Here is a 21,348-nt window from a genome sequence, read left to right on the forward strand (position 1 = left end):
AATCACTCGCATAGGCTTGCCTTTTCGACCCTATTTTTCCACTTGATTAGGAAGATTAGCACTCTTTACAAGTGTTAAAGCGACCAATCTAACGATAATCGTTATTGCAGCCCCAGAAAGATGAAATGGATCAATCGCTAAGTCTTCAGCAACCTCTAACCCTCAAGCGGCTAGCAAATGGTTTTAAATTTTTGTTTCAAAAAGTAGTCGTATCAAACTATGCTACCGCTAGACAAACGTAAGCACCAAGAATGCAAGCCTGCGAAAAATAATTATAACTATAAAAAATAAGGTAATACGGCAATGAGCTATACGATTATTATTGATTCGAGTGCGCAACTTCCAGAATCATACATAAAAGACAGACCAATCACAGTTTTACCCCTGCATATATCGCTCAATGGAAACGTTTTTTCAGACCGTATTAGTGAAAACAAACTAATAGATATTTATAACAGCGGTGAGATCACGGTCGATGCACAGATAAGTAGCGAACCCATTACCACGGGCGAGCTTATCGAGTTTATGGTTGAGAAAATAATACCGAACTATGACACAGCAATCTGCCAGACCATTGCCAAGGCACACAGCGCTACTTATGATAATTACACCAATGCGATTAACTCAATATTAATTGAGTCCCGAAGACTGCGCGCTGCGCAGGATTTACCACGCCCATTTCGCATGACCTATATGAGCACTGGCAACACCTCTACGGGGCAAGGCTTAGTCGCGGCATATGCCGACGCCCTGGTCAGCAGAGGCTATGAATTTAATAAATACAAATCACAAATCGAAAAATTTAAAGTCTTTGCTAAGTCATACACAACCATCAAGGACATGGTTTATGGTCGACACAAATCCAAACAGCGCGGCGTTAGCTCTGTGTCGTACCCAACAGCCGTGATTATGAATAAAACCGGCGTGGTGCCGATTGTCTGCAATAACAACGAGAAAATGTGGGTAATTGGGCTTCAACCTAAGTTTGAAAAAGCGGTCAATAGAATATTCAGATATGCCATCGAAAGAATCAAAGAAGGGCTGTATTTTAATACGATCATAGTCAGCATTGCCGACGATACAGGTCGGTTAGATAACTTTTCTGAATACTCAAAACTAATCAGTGTTGCACAACAAGCCGGGGTACAGGTGTTAGTAAACGTTATGACCCTGACCATCGCGTCCAACTATGGCCCCGGCTCTTTTTCGTTGGGTATTGCACCTAAGAACAGCAAAGTAGAACCGTGATTTCGATATCAGAAAACACCTAGTCTCACCAACTCAAAATATTAAACTCATCTGAACCGTGAGCACAATAAAAAGTACGCTCACCGTGCTTCATCACAAATACAAAAGGGTAACTCAAGTTATGATTAGACTACACAACTTGGCGGTCAGCGCGGTTGCGATTCTGTCTTTATTCGCGGTCAGTTCAGCCACCGCGAAGCCGCTCAGCGACGTTTCTGATTGGCAAAACCCCGAAGTGTTTCGAATTAACAAATTGCCTGCACGTAGTTTTTTTCATTCCTATAACAATGTGCAGGACTTACAACAAGAACTCGCTTGGGATACGCAGAATCACCAACTACTGAATGGTACCTGGAAATTCCATTGGGTAGAACATCCCTCGCTGCGGATACCTGAATTCTACAAGCTCGACTTCGACGACTCGAATTGGTCCAATATCGCGGTGCCAGCCAACTGGGAAATAAACGGTTATGGCATACCGTTTTACCACAGTCATCAGTGCTTTAAAGACGGCGCAATACCACCAGAACTGCCAAGCAAATACAATCCCGTCGGTAGCTATCGAAGCAAATTTGAAGTGCCCGAGAGCTGGTTAAATCAGCAAGTTATCATTCATTTCGGCGCAGTGAAGTCAGCCTTTTACCTTTGGATAAATGGTCAGAAAGTTGGTTATTCCCAAGACTCGAAAACGGCGGCTGAATTTGATATTACGCCCTTCATTCAATCGGGCAATAATCAGCTTGCGCTCCAAGTATTTCGATACTCAGACGGTTCATACTTCGAGTGCCAAGACATGTGGCGTCTCAGCGGAATCGAACGCGACGTCTATCTGTTTACCACGCCGCAAACTCATATTCGCGATTTTCATGCTAAGACAACGCTAAGCAATAATTACAAAGATGGAGTGGTTGAGTTGTCCACCGAAGTCCACAATGCATCTGAACTAATTAGCGAGGCACGGTCCTTACGTTTCATGCTTATTGACCAAGCGGGCAAATCGATTTCAAGTGAGACACTTAAGGTTCCGCGTATCAATCCGCATAGCTCAGTCACAATTGGTACTAAGAAAACTATAGCCAATGTCGCCCGCTGGAGCGCGGAACAAACAAATCTCTATACCGTGCGCCTAACACTCGATAATGCGACACAATCTGGGACCCAAATGCTTCAGCGAAAGATCGGCTTTCGATCAACAGAGCTTAAAGATGGCAACATTCTAATAAACGGAAAAGCCGTTTTGTTTAAGGGCGTTAACCGACACGAACATGACCCCATCACGGGGCATGTAGTATCACGAGAATCGATGCGCGCTGATATTAAACTAATGAAGCAGTTCAACATCAACGCGGTGCGTTTAGCGCACTATCCACACGATTCTTATTGGTACGATTTAGCTGACGAATATGGTCTTTACGTGATGGACGAGGCTAACATTGAATCGCACGGAATTGGCGCAGCGAACCAATCAGAGTATGACCCGAGCATTCATCTAGTCAATAAACCCGAATGGCGTGCTGCCTATATTGACCGCATCCAGAATATGTACGAACGTAGTAAAAATAACGCGTCGGTGGTAATGCGCTCGCTTGGAAACGAGTCGGGCGATGGGCCGAACTTAGAGGCCTCATACGATTGGTTGAAGGCACGTGACGATGCTCCAGTTATCTCTGAACAAGCACAGCTGCGTCGACATACCGACACTTACAGTCAAATGTACGCGCCAATTGAGTTACTTGAGCGCTATGCTACCGCTCAGCATGACACACGACCCGCGTTGTTAATCGAGTATGAACATGCAATGGGCAATTCACTCGGCAACTTGCAAGAATATTGGAACGCCTTCGAGAAGCACTCGGCATTGCAAGGCGGGTTTATCTGGGATTGGGTCGACCAGACCTTTGCACGATTCACTGAGACTGGACAAGCCTACTGGGCTTATGGCGGAGACCTCGAACCAGAAGGTACCAAAAACTCTGCTAGCTTTTGCGCAAATGGCCTCGTCTATGCTGACCGTCAGCCCTACCCTTACCTGTGGGAGGTGAAGAAAGTTCATCAAAATATTGCCTTCAACTGGCACGATGAAGAGCTCCAACAACTTCGAGTATCGAACAAATTCTATTTTCAAGACCTAGCTGACCTGCGACTAGATTGGGAGATAATCGCCGATGGCGTTCCGGTGGCATCCAGTCGAATATCGAAAAGTGGAATCTCCCTAAGTGCAGAGGCACAATCGAGTGAAGTAATAGAGTTACCCTATCAAATTAACTACGAGTCTGGGGTTGAATACTTTCTAAATTTGGCGGTAACCACTACTAAAAGCAAGGGCCTACTGGATGCTGGCCACAATATTGCAACCGAACAACTTGCCGTATCAGCTAGCGCTGAGCAGGTCGAAAACAACCCACCAGAAAATACCAGAGCGTTGACTATAAACGAGGGCCAAGATTCAATTCGCTTTACTGGGCCGGCATTCTCAATGAGCCTGAGTAAGGGCACAGGGCGAATTGACTCATTAACGTACGACCAACATGAACTGTTCAAAACAGCACCAAGACCAAACTTTTGGCGCGCGCCGATTGATAACGATTTTGATGTTACGCCGTATCGCGATGGCCTCGAGGTCTGGCGCAAGGTTGGCAAAACCCCACACCTGACTTCGCTGCGCGTATCTTCGACCTCTGATACACAGGCAGTTATTGATATAGAACACGCCTTACCGGAGATCGAGAGCCGTTATTTCACTCGCTATACAATCAATGGCAACGGCCATATAAAGACTGACGTGTGGTTTTACGCTGCTCCCCACAAGAAACACACAGAGCTGCCTAGAATCGGCACGCTGTTCGAGCTAGATAAGCAGTTTGAGGCAGTGCAATGGTATGGCCGTGGTCCGCATGAAAACTACTGGGACCGGCAAGCCTCCGCCCACGTCGGCCTATACAATGCCACCGTTGATGAGCTCTACACGCCTTACGTTCGCCCACAAGAAAATGGTTACAGAACCGATGTGCGCTATGTGACGTTGAGTAATAAAGACGGCTTGGGCGTAAAGTTCCGCGGCACGCCACGCATCAATTTTAACGTACAACGCTTTGATCCCGAAGACTATGACACCACTGCAGCTGATCGCTCGCGCAATACGCACCCACATGATTTAGCAACCACTGAAACACTGTTTTTGAATATTGATTATCGACAACGCGGCGTCGGTGGCACTGACTCTTGGGGCTCCCCACCACTAACGAAATACACATTGCCGTGGCTTGACTACCGATATTCATATTTTATAGAGCCTTACCACGCGATAGACAATGACTAATCATGATTGGCCTGAGGGAGGCGGGAATGACATACAGCCGCTTGGGTAACATGTATTAGGCGGCTGAAGTGAGAATCATCAGCGAAGTTGAGGCAAACTATTATCTAAGAGTATATCCGTAAACATGCTCAGTATCCCCTAGAGCGGTGACTAAAACGCTAACACCACATAAAACTATTAGCCTTTGAACTCAGTAGGTACTCGTCCAAATTGGCTCGCCTAGTACTTTAGTACAATTGTCTAACTATAGACTCTTGTCGTACACTAGCTATATGACGCAGAGAGATACTTATTAGTACCCTGTTCTCCTGCAACAACCTAGCATTTTTTTACTAGATAGTTTGATAGCTCCAACAGCGAGAGCTAACGTTAGATAGTTTATCTAGTGCTAAGTAACCGAATATAAGTTGGCAGTACTTTCTCGGGTAGATATGTCTCATGCTCTATCCCCTGAATGGCCATGAGATATGTCGATAGAAACCGACAGTACTGCCAGCTTATTCATCACTAGAAACTAAAACGAGTAGTTAAAGTCGCATCGCAACCTTGCTTGGCGGCACGATTGAGTTCGTTCCTTCCAATACCTTAAATAGACAAGCTCTAGACACACAAGCTGTGCTTTGCCCATTTTTGCTTGGTAACGCCCACCTTATAGTGTAATCTACGCAGCGTTTTGACTCAGATTTATCGCCTCTTCCTATTATGTCTTTCGCATTTAATCGCTCTTCGCTTCTGGTTCTCGCCAGTGTTTTCCTAATCGCCTGTGGAGGCGGTAATTCTGACAGTGGTGGTGGTCAGGTGCCACCCGAACCTACCGCTGAAAAAACCACCGTCATTGCCATTGGTGACAGTATTGGCAACGGCTTTGGCATTGCGACCCCGTGGCCCACCATTTTAAGTGGCAAAATTAGCCGAGAAATGGTTAATACTTCTGTCACCAATGAACGAACCGACTTTGGCGTACGCAACATCGAGATACTCGTCAATGAGCATAACCCTAGCCATGTTTTCATCTTGCTGGGCACCAATGAGGCCCTAAGAGACGAATCTATATCCAACGCAATTAGTAACTTACAAAGCATGGTTGACTTCGCGCGTTCAAGAGACGTTGTTCCAGTAGTCGGAACGCTTCCACCGATTACCGCTGATTCAGCTCAAAATCGTCGTGCAGACGAGATAAGTCGAGGTATACGACGCCTCAACAATGCGGTAGTCGCCGAGGTGCGCGGCGCACTTGGCAGTGGCGAGACGATTATCGATGGGGTACATCCAAACCAAGAAGGACAAGAAATTATAGCCAATGCCTTTGCTAGTGTATTCCCATAGCATCGACCTGCTGCGGCATAAACGGAACCACCAGACATAGAACCATTACTTAAACAGCGCATTTTTAGCGTTAGATTGATAACCGTTAGGCAGCTTTCTAAACCAGCTTTGAGTAATTGCCAACTCAGAGCTAGTTTCATGCCGAACATCTAGGCTTACTTATGCTGGCTCTCGCTTCTAAGATCCCAAATGCGAGTCGCCAGCAAAGCGATCCGCCATAAAATCCACAAACGTTCGGATTTTTTGCGCAACATACTTTGCCTGCGGATACACCACGTACAGTGACTGAGGAGTGGGTTGGAAGTCTGGTAAGGTTTGCACTAACGTGCCACTCGCCAGCTCTTGACTGACAATAAAGGTAGGAATAAGACTGATGCCAACGCCAGTGGTTAGCGCATCACGCAGAGCAAGACTGTTGTTGACAATTAGCGGTCCAGTTACGTCAACTGATTGAATCTCGCCAGCTTTGCTGAACAACCAGGTTTTTGGTGACGACGACAGACTGTAGACCAAACAACGATGCCTATGTAAGTCGATCGGCGCCTGCGGGCGTCCAAACCTTTCGAAGTACTCTGGAGCCCCACATAAAACCCGCTCTACCGATGACAAATGCCGTGAAACAAGCGTTGAGTCTTGGAGAGCGCTGCCAACACGAAGACCGACATCGAAGTCCCCTTCAATTAAATCGACAACATGATCGTCAAGCACCAGTTCGACTTCAATATCTTGATACTGAAACAGGAACTCAGAAACTAGCGGTGCCACATGCAGCAGCCCGAACGACATCGGCGCGTTTACCCGTAAGCGGCCACGCGGCTCGCAAGAATTAGACGCTGCAGTGAGATCCGCTTCCTCTAAATCTTGAAGAATGGCAACACAGCGCCGATAGTACGCATCCCCGACTTCAGTAACGCTGAGACGCCGAGTGGTTCGCACCAGAAGCTGTGCACCAAGGTGTGCTTCTAAGTCACTGACATTTTTACTAATGGCGGCATTCGATATTCCAAGTTCACGCGCGGCAGCTGAAAAACCGTTGAGCTCGACAACTCGCCTGAATACCCGCATTGCATTTAACTGATTCATTGTTAACTTTTATAGAACTATATTTCAATAAAATCAAATATTATCAACCATTCACGAACTATGTATTATTGGCACATGAATTCGATAACTACATTTTTTAGCATTGTGAGCCTCGCATCGGCAACGGCGTCGGGAATATTAGCTGGCGCGCTTTTGACCGAGGCCAACGTACTTGTTCCATATTGGCGAAAGATGAAACCAAAGGAATTCCTTGGTTTGCACCATCAAATGGGGCCGTCACTATTCCGCTTCTTCGCACCTCTTACAATTGCGGGCACCATGCTGCCGCTTATTACGCTAATTGGCGCCTATATCGTTGGCTCACAAGCCCTGTACTGGTGGGCAATATCGGCTGCACTGGGGCTGCTTATGCTAGGCATCTATTTTGCTTACTTCAAATCGGCTAATAAACGCTTTGAAACCTCCTCGATAAGCGAAGACGAATTACCGGCCGAACTCTCAAGATGGGCTTATTGGCATAATTTACGTTGCGTATTAGCGGTTGCCAGCTTAATAGCCGCACTACTCGCGATTCGAATCCAGTAGAGAAGAACCATAGCTTCAACCCGAAAACCAAACGCTTAAAGAAAATCAATTAAAAATAGGTATATACACTCATGAACTAAGCTGCCGAATTCTCCAGAATACAATTCAGTTTACGGCCGCAATAAAAAGTAGCTGAATATGAATATCCTATCGATTTGGAGTTTTTACGATGCACCGAAGCCTATGTACAAGCGCCCTACTGTTGTTGCTCAGCACAACTCAGTCGGTGGCACAAAATAAAGTTGTGGTAGTGCCATTACTGGGCGATGAAGACCAGCCGTCCACTTACCAACAAAGCGGCGACTTGAACAATGCGCTTTACGATATCTTCAGCCACAGCAGCCATCCCTTTGGCACGCCGATAGGCCCTTCGGTAATATTCAATAAACAAAGTGACGATACTGCATTAGAAGCCTTTCTGTTCAGCCATATTAGAATCCGCGGTCTCTCAGCTGAAGTAAGTGCGCCGTTTTGTCAGTTTACCCTGCTTGCCAATGGTAGTGAGCCCAGTTATTACAACCGCGCTGGACTAGACAACGACCGTAGAGAGGATGAGGTTTCACTCTGGTCGGTATATCAAAATCTACCTAAGGGCGTCTACGAGTTTCGTGTTTACGCATGGACAAACTCTATCGCACTCGACGTTGGGCTAGACCCCAACGGCTATGGCGGTCGGATAATCGTGAAAGAAACGAGATAAACCCAAAGTGCGGTTTACCATCCGCGTAAAAGATGCTCACATCAAGCTTTGAACTTTACTGCGAATATCGGCGTATCTAAAGTTCTCACATACTGCAAAACCACCAAGCTGCCTAACTTTATGGCGCGCGAAGATAGGCACACTTAACCCCGCAAGAAACCGGCAAAACAACTCTTCTGACAATTCGGAAAGAGGCGCAGCGAGTTTGTCTGTAAGGTGGCTTTGTAACGTGGATAAAGCCTGCCGTAACGATTCATCGCTGGGCCAATCTAGTTGCTGTGAATAGCTCAGCGTTGCAACTTGACCTCGACATACCGAGCAATGCCCACATTGTTGCGGAGCTTGCTGGTCATCAAAATATCGTGACAAGTTGTGGCTCAAACAAACATCCAACTCAAAGAAACGTATCAGTGCAGCAATGCGTTTAATCTCTTTTTGCTCTTTTTCGATGAAATACCGATACAATGTTTGGGCTAGATTAACATCCGCTAAAGCATCGGAATTGACGGCAAACACCTCGGTCATGCGTTTGCTCTCCAACTCAATGCATTGCGTTTCTTGTAAGTATTCCAGCGCCCGAATCACTCGCCCACGATCACAAGAATAGTTGCTATACAGGGCGTCGAAATCCGGTTGGCCCCATACTTTCTTCATATGTGTGTGCTTAAAAATTGCATCGATAAAGCTACGTCTCTCGCCGTCAAAGCGAGCTAGTATTTGATCACGCGATTTTATGAATTTGTAATTAATGTCTGCAAAATAGGCATACTTTGGGCGTACGACTCCCAATAACTCCAACTGTACTAACAAGGTTTTTAGCGGTAGCTGCCGTACATTACTAGCATTGGAAAGGCTCACTAACAACAACTCCCAGTTACCGTCCTGTTGCTCGCTTCGAATATTGTCTAATACAAAGTTGATCGAGGCTAACTCAGGTGTATCACCGTAGACGAAATTCTCAACAGTGTTCAAGCCATCTAAATTGGCCAAGGTGATACACCGCGAAGGCAAACCATCTCGCCCGGCTCGTCCAATTTCTTGACTGTAGTTCTCAATAGATTTAGGGAGATCATAATGCACTACGAAGCGTATATCTGATTTATCAATACCCATACCAAACGCGATGGTAGCCACCACGATTTGGATACCCCCAGCCATAAACTGCTCTTGTATCTGCTGCCGCTTTTGGTTGTCGAAGCCGGCATGGTAGGCCGCCGCATTGAGGTTATTTTGACATAAAAAATCGGCAACTTTTTCTGCCGAGTGTTGCAGCGTGACATACACAATGCCAGCACCCTGAATTGATGACGCGTACTCGAGTAGCGCGACGTTTTTGTCTGCCGTCGTTACCGGCACCACGGCCAAATCGAGATTGGGTCGATAGAACCCGGTTTGCACAATATTTTGTTCAACGATAGCAAATTTGTGCGCCATATCACGTTTGACCGCTTTGGTAGCGGTTGCCGTTAACAAGAGCACCAATGGAATATTTAAGTCATCACAATATGCCGGTAGCTTTAAGTAGTCAGGCCTAAAATTATGGCCCCATTCTGAAATACAATGCGCCTCATCAACCACTAACATGGATATCGGCACACTACCGATAAATTCGCGAAAGCGTTCATTTTTGAAACGCTCAACTGACACCATCAATATCTTCAAATCACCAGCACGCACGCGCGCCATCACCTGCTGATTTTCAGACGGGGTTAAGGTGGAATCAATGCTAGCCGCAGAAATACCTTTGCTTGCTAAAAAAGCAAGCTGATCCTTCATCAAGGCCAACAATGGCGAAACGACCAACGTAAGGTGAGGCAAATGCAAGGCGGCAAACTGATAACACAATGATTTACCTGACCCGGTTGGAAAAATCGCTAACGACGAATGACCCGCCAATAGTTGCGTAATTGTTTGCTCTTGCCCTTCGCGAAACTGATCAAAGCCGAACGTCTGTTTTAGTGCATTGTGAATATCTAGTTTCATATTTTTGGTCAAAGCAATACAGTGAATCCTTGGTTGCTTAAACACTCCTTTGTGGTTGCCGGTGAGCTGTAAACCAAGCTTGCAGCTACATTAGTCTTTTTTAGCAATGGTGATTTCTAGCGTTTCAGCGTCACCAGCAAACCATTTCTGCACATACAAAGTGCCAATTATTGGAGCCTTACCTGCTTCCGGTTGCTCTTTATAACGCACACTATTTTTGGTTTCTTTTTCTATACTAAATTTTACCGTGATTTGTGACATACAAATTCCTGCGTTTTTAGTTTACGTGATTGTTTGACTTTGGTTACATCTAAGATGCATCGACGGAGTTACCGGTAACAACATTATCCGGCTCGCATTGCCAATAAGCCATTGACGTCAAGTTCGCCGGTGTACCGAGTAAAGCTTGGGTCTTTGGCTTTAATTGCCAGAATTGACATGCGATCCGCCAACTCGTTACCCTCAACACCAACGTGACCATTCACATGCAACACCTGTACCTTGTCCTTTAGCTGTTGATGGAGGGGAAACATTTCTTTGATTAGCTCAAGGTTTTTAATCTCACCGCCATTTTTTTTCCACCCCTTTTTCTGCCAATTCACCGCCCATTGGGTAACACATTGAATGGAATACTTTGAATCACAAAGTATTGCGACAGACCTATCATGCTCAATTTCGTCTTTTGCCATGATTAATGCTTGATGCAAGGCATGCAACTCGGCCGTGTTGTTGGTGCCATTGGGGCTGTACAAACCGTACCAGAGCTCATCAACTGCGTTGTTGCGATATATCGCTATGCCCGAGCCCGCTTCTCCTGGATTGGGCTCACAACCTCCATCCGTGAAGATTTTGGTATCCAGTGACAGCGCCGCGACTTCGTCGGCAGTATAGGTTTTTACTGTCTGTCTAGACGAGCTCTTTTTGACCGGCGACCCTCCTGACTTACCTGCCCCAAAGCTTACGGCAGCTTTTGCGGCACCAGCATTGCCGGTATAAGCCGCTTCGGCTTCAGCCCGAGTTTTGAACGATTTATATTTCGCTCCAGGGAATGCGTCGACTTGCTTTTTACAGGTATTCCAATCGGTAAAAATACCTGTTTCTCTGCCCTTCCAGACCACATAAAATTTTTTTATCACAGCTGCTTCTTAATAGTTTTAATAGACCTAGTATTTTAACAAGATCATTAGGAAAGTCTTAAGGTATCTAGCTACGTATGTAGCTCGCTTTTTGAGGCTTCGACCAATTACTCCTACCATCCAAATTTTCTTCTCATATTAGAATCTGCAAGCTGCTTATGGAAAAACCACCACGAGGGATCGGCTTATTGAGTTTATCGTGTTGACACTAAACACATAGGCAATTGAAACTGAGGGTATTATTAATAGATAATTACTAATGAGCTACGCGAAACATCAAATATCACCGTCAAGATAAACATAGCCCGCTGCTTTAGCACTTTGCAGTTATTCATGTTGTAAGCTAAAACTAAAGAGTGAGCAACCAGCTCCTCAGCCGCCGCGCGCAAGCAATCACTGGTTATGATTTTATGGTACTCAATCCAGTTGTTCGCCTCACCATTATTGTCATGACTAAAGCAATGGTCAAAACTAAAATACAAAAGACTATAAAAATATCACCGATGTAAAAATAGATGGTGCGAGTGCTTCGCAGCCGAACATCTGCTATTACAGTACTCGGCTCAAATATCTCATCGGACATCGCCAAAACTCGACCATTAGAATCTATAATTTGGCTGGGGCCAGTATTTGATGATATTACCAAAGGCAACCCGTTTTCAATTGCTCTAAAAACAGAAATGTTGTTGTGCTGATATGGTGCAGGTGTGTTGCCAAACCAATTATCATTAACTATATCAATAATGATATTTGACTCCTTAGATAAGGATTTTTTAACAAAACCTGCAAATAAATTTTCCCAGCAAATAATGGGCACTGCATGAATATCACCGGCACTCATTGGAGTAGACTTAACACCGGGGGTTAAAAACATATCATTCGGCACCAACCATCTTGGCCATACAATAATGCCTTCTAAGGGTAACCTCTCTGAAAATGGCATTAATAGCATCTTGTGATAAATGGTTAGCTCCTTATCTGAATCAATCAAGATTGCTGCATTAAATTGTTCTTTAGAATCGACCTGACTGGAGTACTTATCATCCCGCATGTAACCAAGCACGATAGGTATCTGATTTCTTTTAGCAAAAGCCCGTAGTCTCGCCAGATTAATATCGTAAGCGACACCATTACCATGAAGTGTTCCTTCAGGAAAAACCAATATATCAGGTGATTCGGCAAGGCTGTCCTCAGCCATAGATAAAACCCTTTGTAGCCGGCGCGCTGGATCCACATTTTCAGCAGTTCTAACTCGTAAAAAATTCGTTTGAAAGGAAGCCACTCTGACCGGTTTACCTGTTTGATCATTGTTGAAGTAATAATCCAATGCGCCGCTTAGATAGAAAATCACAACAAACAAAGCGCTTACTCTGATTTCTCGTTTACTAAACGTTTTGTGAGCATAGAATATATAGTTAACAGCGATTATGAAAAACGCAATAACATACTCACCAAAAACAGCCGACCATTGAATTAGCCAAAGGTTTGAGGTCTGCGACTGGGCTAGTGTGTTCCATGGAAACGCCAGAAATCCCATATTCGCCATACCGTACTCAAGCAGCACCCAAACCGATGCAACACTTAGCATCTTCAAAGTTTGCGACAATTTACTCCGTAGTATCCAGCTAGTGCATGCGCCCCAAATCGACCAATATAGGGCAAAATAAACTCCAAGTAACAATCCATGTACCGGCGTAAAAACTTCGAGTTTATATATCCAAATGAAGATGATATTTTCGACAATCAAGCCTACGCACATCAGTATCGCAAAACTTTGAAATGCAGAGTGCTTTGAGCACACTATCATCAATGGAACAAACGCAATAAACGCTAAAGGCCATATCGAAGTAGGTGGAAATATCGAAGCAAGCAATATTATGGAAACAAACGCACAGAATGATGTCTTCATTGCAAACCTAAAACCCGCCCCATTTTTGCTAGATGAAATTTGCACATGCGCCTTCAAGCCGCAACCAAAGCTATTAAACCTGAATAGGTCAATTTATTATATAGGTAACAATAGCAAACCCGCATTCGACCAAATCAATGTTATATTAGACTAATTCTAGTCCCAATATAGCTAGTGCATTTCAGATCAAAAGTTGAGCATATTTAAACTATTGCTGTATAGCTGCTCGTATCTCCGCAATGACCGCAGGGTCATTCAAATCAAGTTGATTTTCCGGCAACTTAGTCGAACGATCACTAACATAACCTTGGTATGAAATTTGCCCGTTTTTCTCAACCTGCTTCAGTCTTGTGTCTGGAAATTGTGTAGAAAGAGCAATAAGCATGCGATTTTCAGCTTCAAATAGCTCTTCTTCCGAAAACTTGCCGCCATTATTGCTAGTAAATGAGATATCAACCTTACAAACACCTGCTTTGCACGTCGCTTCATTGACTTGAGTTGTAGCGATACTCTGTAATTTTGAATCCGATATTGATTCACTAATAAATGCTTGAGACTCGGCACTCCAACTAGGGTCTATATCGGACAGTTGAGAGAAATATAGATCCGTTTCTTTATCAGAGTTTAATTGATGCCTATCCAAGTACGGAGCAATTTTCATTGCTACTGAATCAGGGTCATCCATATATTGTTGAAATAACTCAGCAAGGCCAACAGTATTTGAATCGGCATCGTTATTGCCTGAGTTTGATGAATCACCCCCACTATGCTGAAGCTCGCTTACTGCCACCTTCATCGTATCCAAGTCGGACCTAATTTTGACAATCTCTTTGTATAAATCGGATAAAGTGAAATCATCTCCCCCAGAAGACTTTTCGATCGAATCACCATTTCTCGAATCACTTAAACTAATGGATTCATGAGAAGGAGGCTGATTTAATGACCAAGCAAGAATAACCGCCGAGGACAACACAACAAATAATGCGCTAATTATAGTAGTTTGTTTTGACATTGTTTTGAGCACGTAAACTGAGCAAGAAAAATTCGAGATAAGCTCGCCTGAACTTAACCAAGGTTACAAAGGTGAAGCACAATTGCCCACCAACATTCCATTTCTGAGTCATCACGAGCGATCCACGACCGTACCCAGAAATGAAATGAAGGTGAGACTTGCCTAACCGGCATTGATCCACTAAGAATCTAGCGCATCGATTATGACGAAGGAAGAGTCTGATTCGCCCAATAAGCATTGATTCCGACACCAGGATCTAAAGCGCAGGTCATGGTATAAGTACGTGTGGTAGACGCAGAACCACCAATTCCAATGTTAATACCAAAACTTAGACCAGCGCCAGAACTGAAGCTGCCTCGAGCAGTATTGGCGGCTGCAGCATCGCCATTGACAACCGTTACAACTGAAGTATCAGCGCCAGCATTTCCAGTGCTTCCAGAGCTCATTTCGCGAAAAATACAAGCGGCTTCAGCCGAACCACTCGCGTCAGCGTGAAAATATGCCTCAACACCGCCTGACTCGACGGAAGTGATCTGCAACGACGGGTCCATATCCATATACTTTGGCCCAGTAGAAATCGTGCAAGTAACAAATCTCGTATTCGGGTTAGTCGCGGGGTTTAGTACACGCGCCTGGTTCCATTGGAGTTCGAAAGCTTGATTCAAATTCGCGGCAACACAAGCATTACCATTAATTACATCATAAGCATGGACAGCCCCACCGGTAAACCCAGCACTGACTAGCGCTACAAATGAGAACAGCTTTATCATATTTTTCTTCATAATAATTAACCCGTTTTTATAGTTAACTTTGCTTAAGGTAAGCACAATATAGATGCACTTACTCATAACAAAGAGTTGAACAAGGAAAATCAGTATAACCAAAAGATTTTTTAGGTAAATCCCTCATATGGATGATTCTCTACTCATTTTTGGTGCTTACTACTCAGTTTTAACTAATTTTTGAGCAAAACTGATCTTGATTAAGGCTCAATGGCGTTGGTCATCAATCAATGAACCAACAGTATTTCACTATTCACACATTTTCAAAACTTAGCTTTTAGCGCAATACCGATATGAAGTTTTATCAGCAAAGAGATACCTAAATCACCGAAGATAAGCAGAAAATAGCGGAGAACATTATCGAGGTTTATGAGAAGACATTACGTCAGCGTGGACTTCTAGAAGAAGGCCTCAGTGTCGTTTTACATTGGTGGTGCGGCTCAGAATAATTTCGTACAAATATGAATTGACCTCATAGCCTGCGACCGTTCTGGTGACCTGGAGCGCTCGGGTTATCATTATCGCTGCCACCGTTATTATACCTTGCGTTAAGGATCGAAACTTTGATTCGGAATTTCACATATGCGAAACTCAATTCAAGAAGGCTACTTTTCACCTCTTGAAGACGCCAAAGACAAATCGCTCAGAATAAAGCATCGCCGCGATCACGACAAAATGCTTTAGAAAATTCACGTGTAGGATGTTCATATTGTTTAACTTTTTGCTGACCATACTCCCAAATAATATTGCCGCTAACAGTAAAAAAGTTTGACGCAAATGCGGTGCCGGTTAGTTGCTGACATTGTCTACAATGACATTGATAGAACGCCTTGAAGTCGTCTCTTAGTGAATACACTACACCACCACAAAGACAACCACCCTTTATCTTGTTGTGCATTTTGCTACTCCTTGAATGCCTAGCATTACCAGAAAAAATTGAGATAAATCGTGTCATTAACTCAGCCGTTTTACAAGATCAAGCGTTAGCTTACTAGCGGCAACATCAAACTTGCTAGGCTATTCATTACCCAAGAAATTATTCACATCAACTGAGAACCGACTCGCATATTGAAATAAGAATGCATGGCCTGCATCCGGATAAATCACTAGTTTACTATCAGGTATTTCGCGATGAAGTACGATTGAGTTAATCACCGGAAAGGCTAAATCGGAATCACCATTAGCGATCAAAACTGGGCGCTCAATATGTGTAAGCCGTTGGTACCAATTCCCCCGATTATCAATAAAGCCACGCGCGGCAATAGCTTGGGGCATAATTATCGAAGCGCTCGTTTTAGTCCTTACCCCACGTTCATAAAGTCTTTCAAACCTTTGTTGTGATTCAAGCGCGGCCCTTAATCCTGAATCAGTCGTGGTATAGAAAAGGTAAGCCATATCCGCTGCTGAATTCTCTGGCTTGGTAGCAATGGAGGTCCACTCATCCGGTGCAAATTGCACCTCGTCACTTCCAGCTGGTGGAGTAGTACCGGCCAGTATGAGCTTTTCTACCCGGTCAGGATGCTTAATCGCCAATACTTGTGCCGTCATTCCACCTAAAGACCAACCCAACACATTTGCCCGTTGAATTTTGAGTGCGTCCATAAAGGCAACAACAAAATCGGCGGCACCTTCAAGCGTTTCGGGAATCTGTCCTTCACTGTCTGCAACCCCAATGCTATCAAAAGTGATTACACGGTTCGAAACAGACAATGCCGTCAAAAGTTCTGGGTCCCAGTCGTTTAGACTGCCACGAAACCTCTGCAATAGCAGCAGCGGCGCCCCTGTGCCGAACGACCTGTAACTGATTTTTTCTCCATTTACCTCAACAACTTCAGTTTTAGAGTGCATCACATTATCAGTCATACCAAGTCTGTTCTTAGGAGCTATACAGCCTGATACTGTTACGCACAACATCAATGCGAAACCTAACAGGACTGTTCTCTTACAATAATCTATTGTCTTCATTTGGCCTCCGACGGCAGTAGTAATAAACAACAAGCCCATAGTATTTCAGTCGTAATGCTATTGCAATCCGCAATCGAGGTATTTATATTGCACTTGTAATATTTATTAAAAAATTTCTTTATAACTAACTATTCGAGGATTTATACGATGCCACTTTGGAACTTTTATCACCCGACAGATGCCTACAACGCAGACGATAAGCAAGCAATAGCTGAGAGCATCACTGCAATATATGCTCAATTTATGCCAAAATTTTATGTCGGCGTGGTTTTTCAACCCATTGAATCCGAGTCATTTTATATCGGAGGCGTGGCTAGAAATAATTTCATAAGAATTTGGATTGATCACATCGCCCGCGACTTTCCCGATGAACAATCAAGTGTTCGGTTTATCAATGCGGTTAACAAGGTAATTGCGCCTTGGGTTAAAGATCGAGGCTTTGACTGGGAATTTCACGTCGACGAAACCCCATTCTCGATGTGGTCAATACAAGGCCACTTCCCTCCACGCGAAGGCACCGAAGACGAAGCTCGCTGGATTGCTCAGAACAAGGCTTCTCCGCGTACACACGCATAGTTCACATCTAATCCAACACAAAAACCTTTGTATAAAAGGAAAATTTCATGACTAATTCAAATCAAAAAGGGCTCGCCATTATCACTGGTGCATCGTCCGGTATTGGCGCTATTTATGCTGATAGACTCGCAGCACAGGGGCATCCGCTACTTATTGTTGCAAGAAGGAAAGATCGTTTACAACAACTAGCAACACAACTCAAAAAGCGGTATACGGTAAATGTGGAAACACTGTCATTAGATCTAGCAAATCCAAGCGACTTGTTAACTTTAGAGACAAAACTCAAATCAGATCCAGTCGATATTTTGGTAAATAATGCCGGTAGCGGTGGCCTCGGCCCCTTATCCTCGACTACTGCAGATAAAACAGAAGCACTGGTTCGTCTAAATATAATCGCAGTCACTCGCCTTTCGCAGGCTGCTCTTGACGGTTTTCGTGATCGCGGCAAAGGCACGCTAATAAACCTTGGTTCCATTATTGCTTTTTGGCCAAGTGCCGCCGCGGCAGTTTATAGTGGCACTAAAAGCTATGTAGTCAATTTTACTCGAAGCATCGCGATGGAGTTTGAAGGCACGGATATTCGAATTCAAGTCGTGATGCCAGGCCCAGTGCGAACAGAGTTTTTTTCCTCACAAGGAATGAGCGACTCGGTGTTTCCAGACGACTACTATATCACCGCAGATGAATTAGTTGATGCCGCACTGAGCGGCCTTGAACAAGGTGAAATTGTGACCAACCCGACAATGGCTGAGCCAAAAGTATGGGAAGATATGGAAAACACACGTACTACATACTTTGCTGCTGTTAGCTCAGGAAAAGTCGCACCACGCTACTTATAGTTTTAGAATAAAGGGGCTTCCAACCAACAAACCGAAATGTATGAGATACCAGGAAACACATAAATCTGAGACACGGCGAAAGCTGATATCTCAAGCATCCATTCGTCTACGCCGTGACGGGCTTAATGCTGTTGGACTGCGAACTTTGGTCGCTGATGCAGGGGTAACCCACGGGGCATTTTATGCGCATTTCCCGTCTAAGGCTAAGCTCGTCGAAGCCGCAATAGAAGAGGCGCTAAGCCAAACCTATCAGAATCTGCTTGCCGTCGTTCAGCTCGCTGAGGCAAACGAACAATTAGAAGCATTTGTGTCGGCCTATCTAAGCCAACGGCATTGGGAGTCATTTGATAACGGTTGCATTATTGCTGCACTCGCCCCGGAAGTTAGCCGCGAGAGCCATGAGATGCGAGTAGCGCTTACCGAAGGAGCGAGACCTATTGTGTCATTATTAGCGCGCTTACTGCCTGACGGAGGAGGTTCACCAAACCGAGAAGCCCGCGCCACAACAATTTTCGCTGGTATGGTAGGAGCCCTACAATTTGCACGGTTATATGATGACGTAACAGCCGTCAACGCGATGTTGGCGGCTGCACGTGTTAATGCCCTTATTGCGGCACGTCAAGGCTGGAAGTGATCAGGTGTTCGCTTTAGGCGACAAACTCTCTGTCAAACAGATGACACTTTCGCCCTCGAGTAATATGAGCCATTAATTGATCGGCCAACATCCCATCACATTCGGTTAACGAACTCTCTATTTTATTGCTGAACTCGGCTCGAAGATGTAAATAAATCGAGCGCAAGCGCCGGTCTTTACTGCGCTTAGAATTACGCAACACTTGTATAACAGCGTCATCCAATTCTAAGTCAATTAGCTCGCCAGTATTGGCATGCCAAATTAATGCAAACTCAGACAAAAGAGCCAATGCTTTGTGAGAAAGCATGTCCTTTTTCAAGTCTCTATAACTAAATTCAATCCCCATTTTCTACGTTCCCCCGAAGTAAGATAGGCAAATTTAATCATTCGGGTAGATACCGAGCAATGGACTAAAGGCCCGTCTGCATGCTGCCATTTATTGACATGCCTAGACACGCATAGAATAAGGCCGCGCGGCCCATGTCAGACAAAAAATGTCAGCCTGTTTTTTAGCTAATTTCGTTAGAGTTACATTTATGTAAGTGCCTATAAACAACGAATTTATTGGAATAACATAAGAAGACTTCCTTTAACACTAAACAGTAGTGCAAAGTCAGTAGCACAAGGTCAGTAGCACAAGGTCAGTAGCACAAGGTCAGTAGTACAAAGTCGGGAACCAAGCTTCTTGAAATACCCCGACAACTGTCTGTTTGCGATTTGACAATGCTGCTTGAGTATCGAATGATCAAGTCTCGAAACCACACCCAAGAACTCGCCCTTGGTGAAGTCTAATTACTTAGCACCGACGCATGCGAACAAACAGTCAATACACTCATTATAGAATCGATGTCCCGGATGAATTTTCAGCTGTATTTTCTCACTTCTATTTCGCACAAAATAATTCCGAGAAAACGATTCGCCGAACGTTATTGCCTTCGTTTCAGACTATTCTGATTTTTAGCTTCAAAGCTAGAACCATCCTAGGCAGCCAGACAAGTGGGCAAATCAGCGTAGACAAATGCTTGATACTTGGTCCGATAAAACAAGCCTTTGACTATGCCCTACCAGCAAACTCAGAAATTCTAGTCGCTAACTTTAAGGACGATGCATTCTTTCGTTTCTTTGGACTCGTCGCTATTCAAGAAAATCGTCAAACCAGCCCAGATGAATTGTTAAGTGATAATTGTTTCACAGCATTGTGGCATGACCTCAATCGAATCGATTCCGCTTATAACCGCGTGGACTTTATTCTAGAGTTTTGTCGGCCATACTTAAAAACCCGCAATGAACTCGCCGCGCAATTAGTTCATGCTAAAGGGCAATCACCAGAACCAATAAACACCGTTGCCCATTCTAGCAACAAGTCACAACGCACCATTCAAACGCATTTCAAAAGGTATTTTGGCTACACCGCGAAGCAAGTCAACCGATATCAACGCTTTCTAAAAGCCATTGAATTGGTCCATCATTTAAACGATCAGGATAAATGCATCGATTGGTTCGACGTACTCTCAGAATGCGGTTACTACGACCAAAGTCACCTAATTCATGACTTCAAGCATTATCTTAATTTGAGCCCATCGCAGTACCTCAAGTTCCAGCAAACCATTTGCAACCCAGTCAGCTGAACTTCGTTTTCTTACAATCATCGATCACGCCAAGCTTCTATTCTTGAGTTAACGCAACCAACAATTTAAGCCCTAGCCATGAATCATCTAATCGTGTTCGCTCATCCTAATAACGAGAGTCTAAATTCGACATTGCTATACGCACTCGAAATGCATCTTAAACGGCAAGACCATACGGTTAAAACCCGAAATTTATACGAACTAAAATTTGACCCTGTTTTGTCATTATCCGATATGCAAGGCCAGCGAATTGGCCAGGTCGCCGAAGAAGTCGCGCTAGAGCAAGACTTTATCCGCTGGGCCGATTGCATCACGTTTATTCACCCGATTTGGTGGACCGGCTTACCAGCAATATTCAAAGGCTATATCGATCGAGTATTTAGTTATGGTTTTGCGTATTGCTACGAGGCCGGTAAGCAACATGGCCTATTGTCTGGCAAACAAGCTGTGGTCATTAATACCCACGGAAAGTCACAACCCGAATACCAAGCTATCGGTATGGATAAAGCACTAGCACTAACTAGCGATGTTGGCATTTATAATTACTGCGGTATGGCGCTCAAACGACATCTCTATTTTGATAATGCCGACCGAGCAACGCGTGACACAATAGAGCAATGGATCAATCATATCGAGTCAGTGTTTGCCTGACTGATACTTAG

At 44.4% G+C, this 21,348-nt stretch carries 20 protein-coding genes; 10 read left to right on the plus strand and 10 right to left on the minus strand.

Annotated features, from left to right (window positions below; all coding sequences use genetic code 11):
• Window positions 1-303: 303 nt before the first annotated feature.
• The 3 genes from DFR28_RS08295 (at window position 304) to DFR28_RS08305 (ending at window position 5,893) form a co-directional block, all read left to right on the plus strand.
• Complete coding sequence (locus DFR28_RS08295; protein ID WP_113953864.1) at window positions 304-1,248, plus strand: DegV family protein; 945 nt, start codon at window positions 304-306, stop codon at window positions 1,246-1,248.
• A gap of 121 nt (window positions 1,249-1,369) precedes the next feature.
• Window positions 1,370-4,567, plus strand: a complete 3,198-nt coding sequence (gene lacZ / locus DFR28_RS08300) for a beta-galactosidase, LacZ type (protein WP_113953865.1) — start codon at window positions 1,370-1,372, stop codon at window positions 4,565-4,567.
• Between the two features lie 702 nt (window positions 4,568-5,269).
• Window positions 5,270-5,893, plus strand: a complete 624-nt coding sequence (locus DFR28_RS08305) for an SGNH/GDSL hydrolase family protein (protein ID WP_113953866.1) — start codon at window positions 5,270-5,272, stop codon at window positions 5,891-5,893.
• Window positions 5,894-6,070: 177 nt separating this feature from the next.
• Here DFR28_RS08305 and DFR28_RS08310 read toward each other — a convergent pair whose 3' ends face one another.
• The gene (locus tag DFR28_RS08310; protein ID WP_113953867.1) at window positions 6,071-6,976 is read right to left on the minus strand and encodes a LysR family transcriptional regulator; all 906 of its coding nucleotides are present in this window, start codon (window positions 6,974-6,976) and stop codon (window positions 6,071-6,073) included.
• 75 nt (window positions 6,977-7,051) lie between these two features.
• Between DFR28_RS08310 and DFR28_RS08315 the strand changes: the two genes are divergently transcribed.
• Both DFR28_RS08315 and DFR28_RS08320 read left to right on the plus strand, forming a co-directional pair.
• Window positions 7,052-7,522, plus strand: a complete 471-nt coding sequence (locus DFR28_RS08315; RefSeq protein ID WP_170132028.1) for an anthrone oxygenase family protein — start codon at window positions 7,052-7,054, stop codon at window positions 7,520-7,522.
• A 169-nt stretch (window positions 7,523-7,691) separates the two neighbouring features.
• The gene (locus tag DFR28_RS08320; protein WP_147250963.1) at window positions 7,692-8,222 is read left to right on the plus strand and encodes a hypothetical protein; all 531 of its coding nucleotides are present in this window, start codon (window positions 7,692-7,694) and stop codon (window positions 8,220-8,222) included.
• A 36-nt stretch (window positions 8,223-8,258) separates the two neighbouring features.
• Here the strand turns inward: DFR28_RS08320 and DFR28_RS08325 are convergent, their stop codons facing one another.
• From DFR28_RS08325 to DFR28_RS08355, 8 genes are all read right to left on the minus strand, one after another.
• Window positions 8,259-10,205 (minus strand): RecQ family ATP-dependent DNA helicase, encoded by a 1,947-nt coding sequence (locus tag DFR28_RS08325; RefSeq protein ID WP_113953870.1) that lies wholly within the window; start codon window positions 10,203-10,205, stop codon window positions 8,259-8,261.
• Between the two features lie 90 nt (window positions 10,206-10,295).
• Entirely contained in the window at window positions 10,296-10,466 is a 171-nt protein-coding gene (locus DFR28_RS19670; protein ID WP_170132029.1) for a hypothetical protein, read from the minus strand.
• Between the two features lie 83 nt (window positions 10,467-10,549).
• Window positions 10,550-11,341, minus strand: coding sequence for a ribonuclease H family protein (locus tag DFR28_RS08330; RefSeq protein WP_113953871.1), 792 nt, complete (start codon window positions 11,339-11,341; stop codon window positions 10,550-10,552).
• A gap of 400 nt (window positions 11,342-11,741) precedes the next feature.
• Window positions 11,742-13,295, minus strand: a complete 1,554-nt coding sequence (lnt, locus tag DFR28_RS08335) for an apolipoprotein N-acyltransferase (RefSeq protein ID WP_211316930.1) — start codon at window positions 13,293-13,295, stop codon at window positions 11,742-11,744.
• Window positions 13,296-13,458: 163 nt separating this feature from the next.
• Entirely contained in the window at window positions 13,459-14,262 is an 804-nt protein-coding gene (locus DFR28_RS08340; RefSeq protein WP_113953873.1) for a hypothetical protein, read from the minus strand.
• A 200-nt stretch (window positions 14,263-14,462) separates the two neighbouring features.
• The gene (locus DFR28_RS08345; protein WP_147250964.1) at window positions 14,463-15,044 is read right to left on the minus strand and encodes a hypothetical protein; all 582 of its coding nucleotides are present in this window, start codon (window positions 15,042-15,044) and stop codon (window positions 14,463-14,465) included.
• Window positions 15,045-15,687: 643 nt separating this feature from the next.
• A complete protein-coding gene (locus DFR28_RS08350; protein WP_113953875.1) occupies window positions 15,688-15,942 on the minus strand; it encodes a GFA family protein in 255 nt (84 codons plus the stop codon).
• 119 nt (window positions 15,943-16,061) lie between these two features.
• Complete coding sequence (locus tag DFR28_RS08355) at window positions 16,062-16,907, minus strand: alpha/beta fold hydrolase (RefSeq protein ID WP_170132030.1); 846 nt, start codon at window positions 16,905-16,907, stop codon at window positions 16,062-16,064.
• A gap of 249 nt (window positions 16,908-17,156) precedes the next feature.
• On the opposite strand from DFR28_RS08355, the gene DFR28_RS08360 reads away from it, so the two are divergent.
• The 3 genes from DFR28_RS08360 to DFR28_RS08370 are packed head-to-tail and all read left to right on the plus strand — an operon-like array spanning window position 17,157 to window position 19,058.
• The gene (locus DFR28_RS08360) at window positions 17,157-17,585 is read left to right on the plus strand and encodes a tautomerase family protein (RefSeq protein WP_113953877.1); all 429 of its coding nucleotides are present in this window, start codon (window positions 17,157-17,159) and stop codon (window positions 17,583-17,585) included.
• 47 nt (window positions 17,586-17,632) lie between these two features.
• Complete coding sequence (locus DFR28_RS08365; RefSeq protein ID WP_113953878.1) at window positions 17,633-18,424, plus strand: SDR family NAD(P)-dependent oxidoreductase; 792 nt, start codon at window positions 17,633-17,635, stop codon at window positions 18,422-18,424.
• 40 nt (window positions 18,425-18,464) lie between these two features.
• Entirely contained in the window at window positions 18,465-19,058 is a 594-nt protein-coding gene (locus DFR28_RS08370; protein WP_113953879.1) for a TetR/AcrR family transcriptional regulator, read from the plus strand.
• Window positions 19,059-19,071: 13 nt separating this feature from the next.
• On the opposite strand, the gene DFR28_RS08375 is transcribed toward DFR28_RS08370, so the two are convergent.
• Entirely contained in the window at window positions 19,072-19,404 is a 333-nt protein-coding gene (locus DFR28_RS08375) for a hypothetical protein (protein WP_113953880.1), read from the minus strand.
• 463 nt (window positions 19,405-19,867) lie between these two features.
• Between DFR28_RS08375 and DFR28_RS08380 the strand changes: the two genes are divergently transcribed.
• Window positions 19,868-20,686 (plus strand): helix-turn-helix domain-containing protein, encoded by an 819-nt coding sequence (locus DFR28_RS08380; protein ID WP_113953881.1) that lies wholly within the window; start codon window positions 19,868-19,870, stop codon window positions 20,684-20,686.
• A gap of 78 nt (window positions 20,687-20,764) precedes the next feature.
• The gene (locus tag DFR28_RS08385) at window positions 20,765-21,337 is read left to right on the plus strand and encodes an NAD(P)H-dependent oxidoreductase (RefSeq protein ID WP_113953882.1); all 573 of its coding nucleotides are present in this window, start codon (window positions 20,765-20,767) and stop codon (window positions 21,335-21,337) included.
• Window positions 21,338-21,348 lie beyond the last annotated feature (11 nt).

The organism is Arenicella xantha, assembly GCF_003315245.1.
In the GTDB taxonomy this organism is placed as follows: Bacteria; Pseudomonadota; Gammaproteobacteria; order Arenicellales; family Arenicellaceae; genus Arenicella; species Arenicella xantha.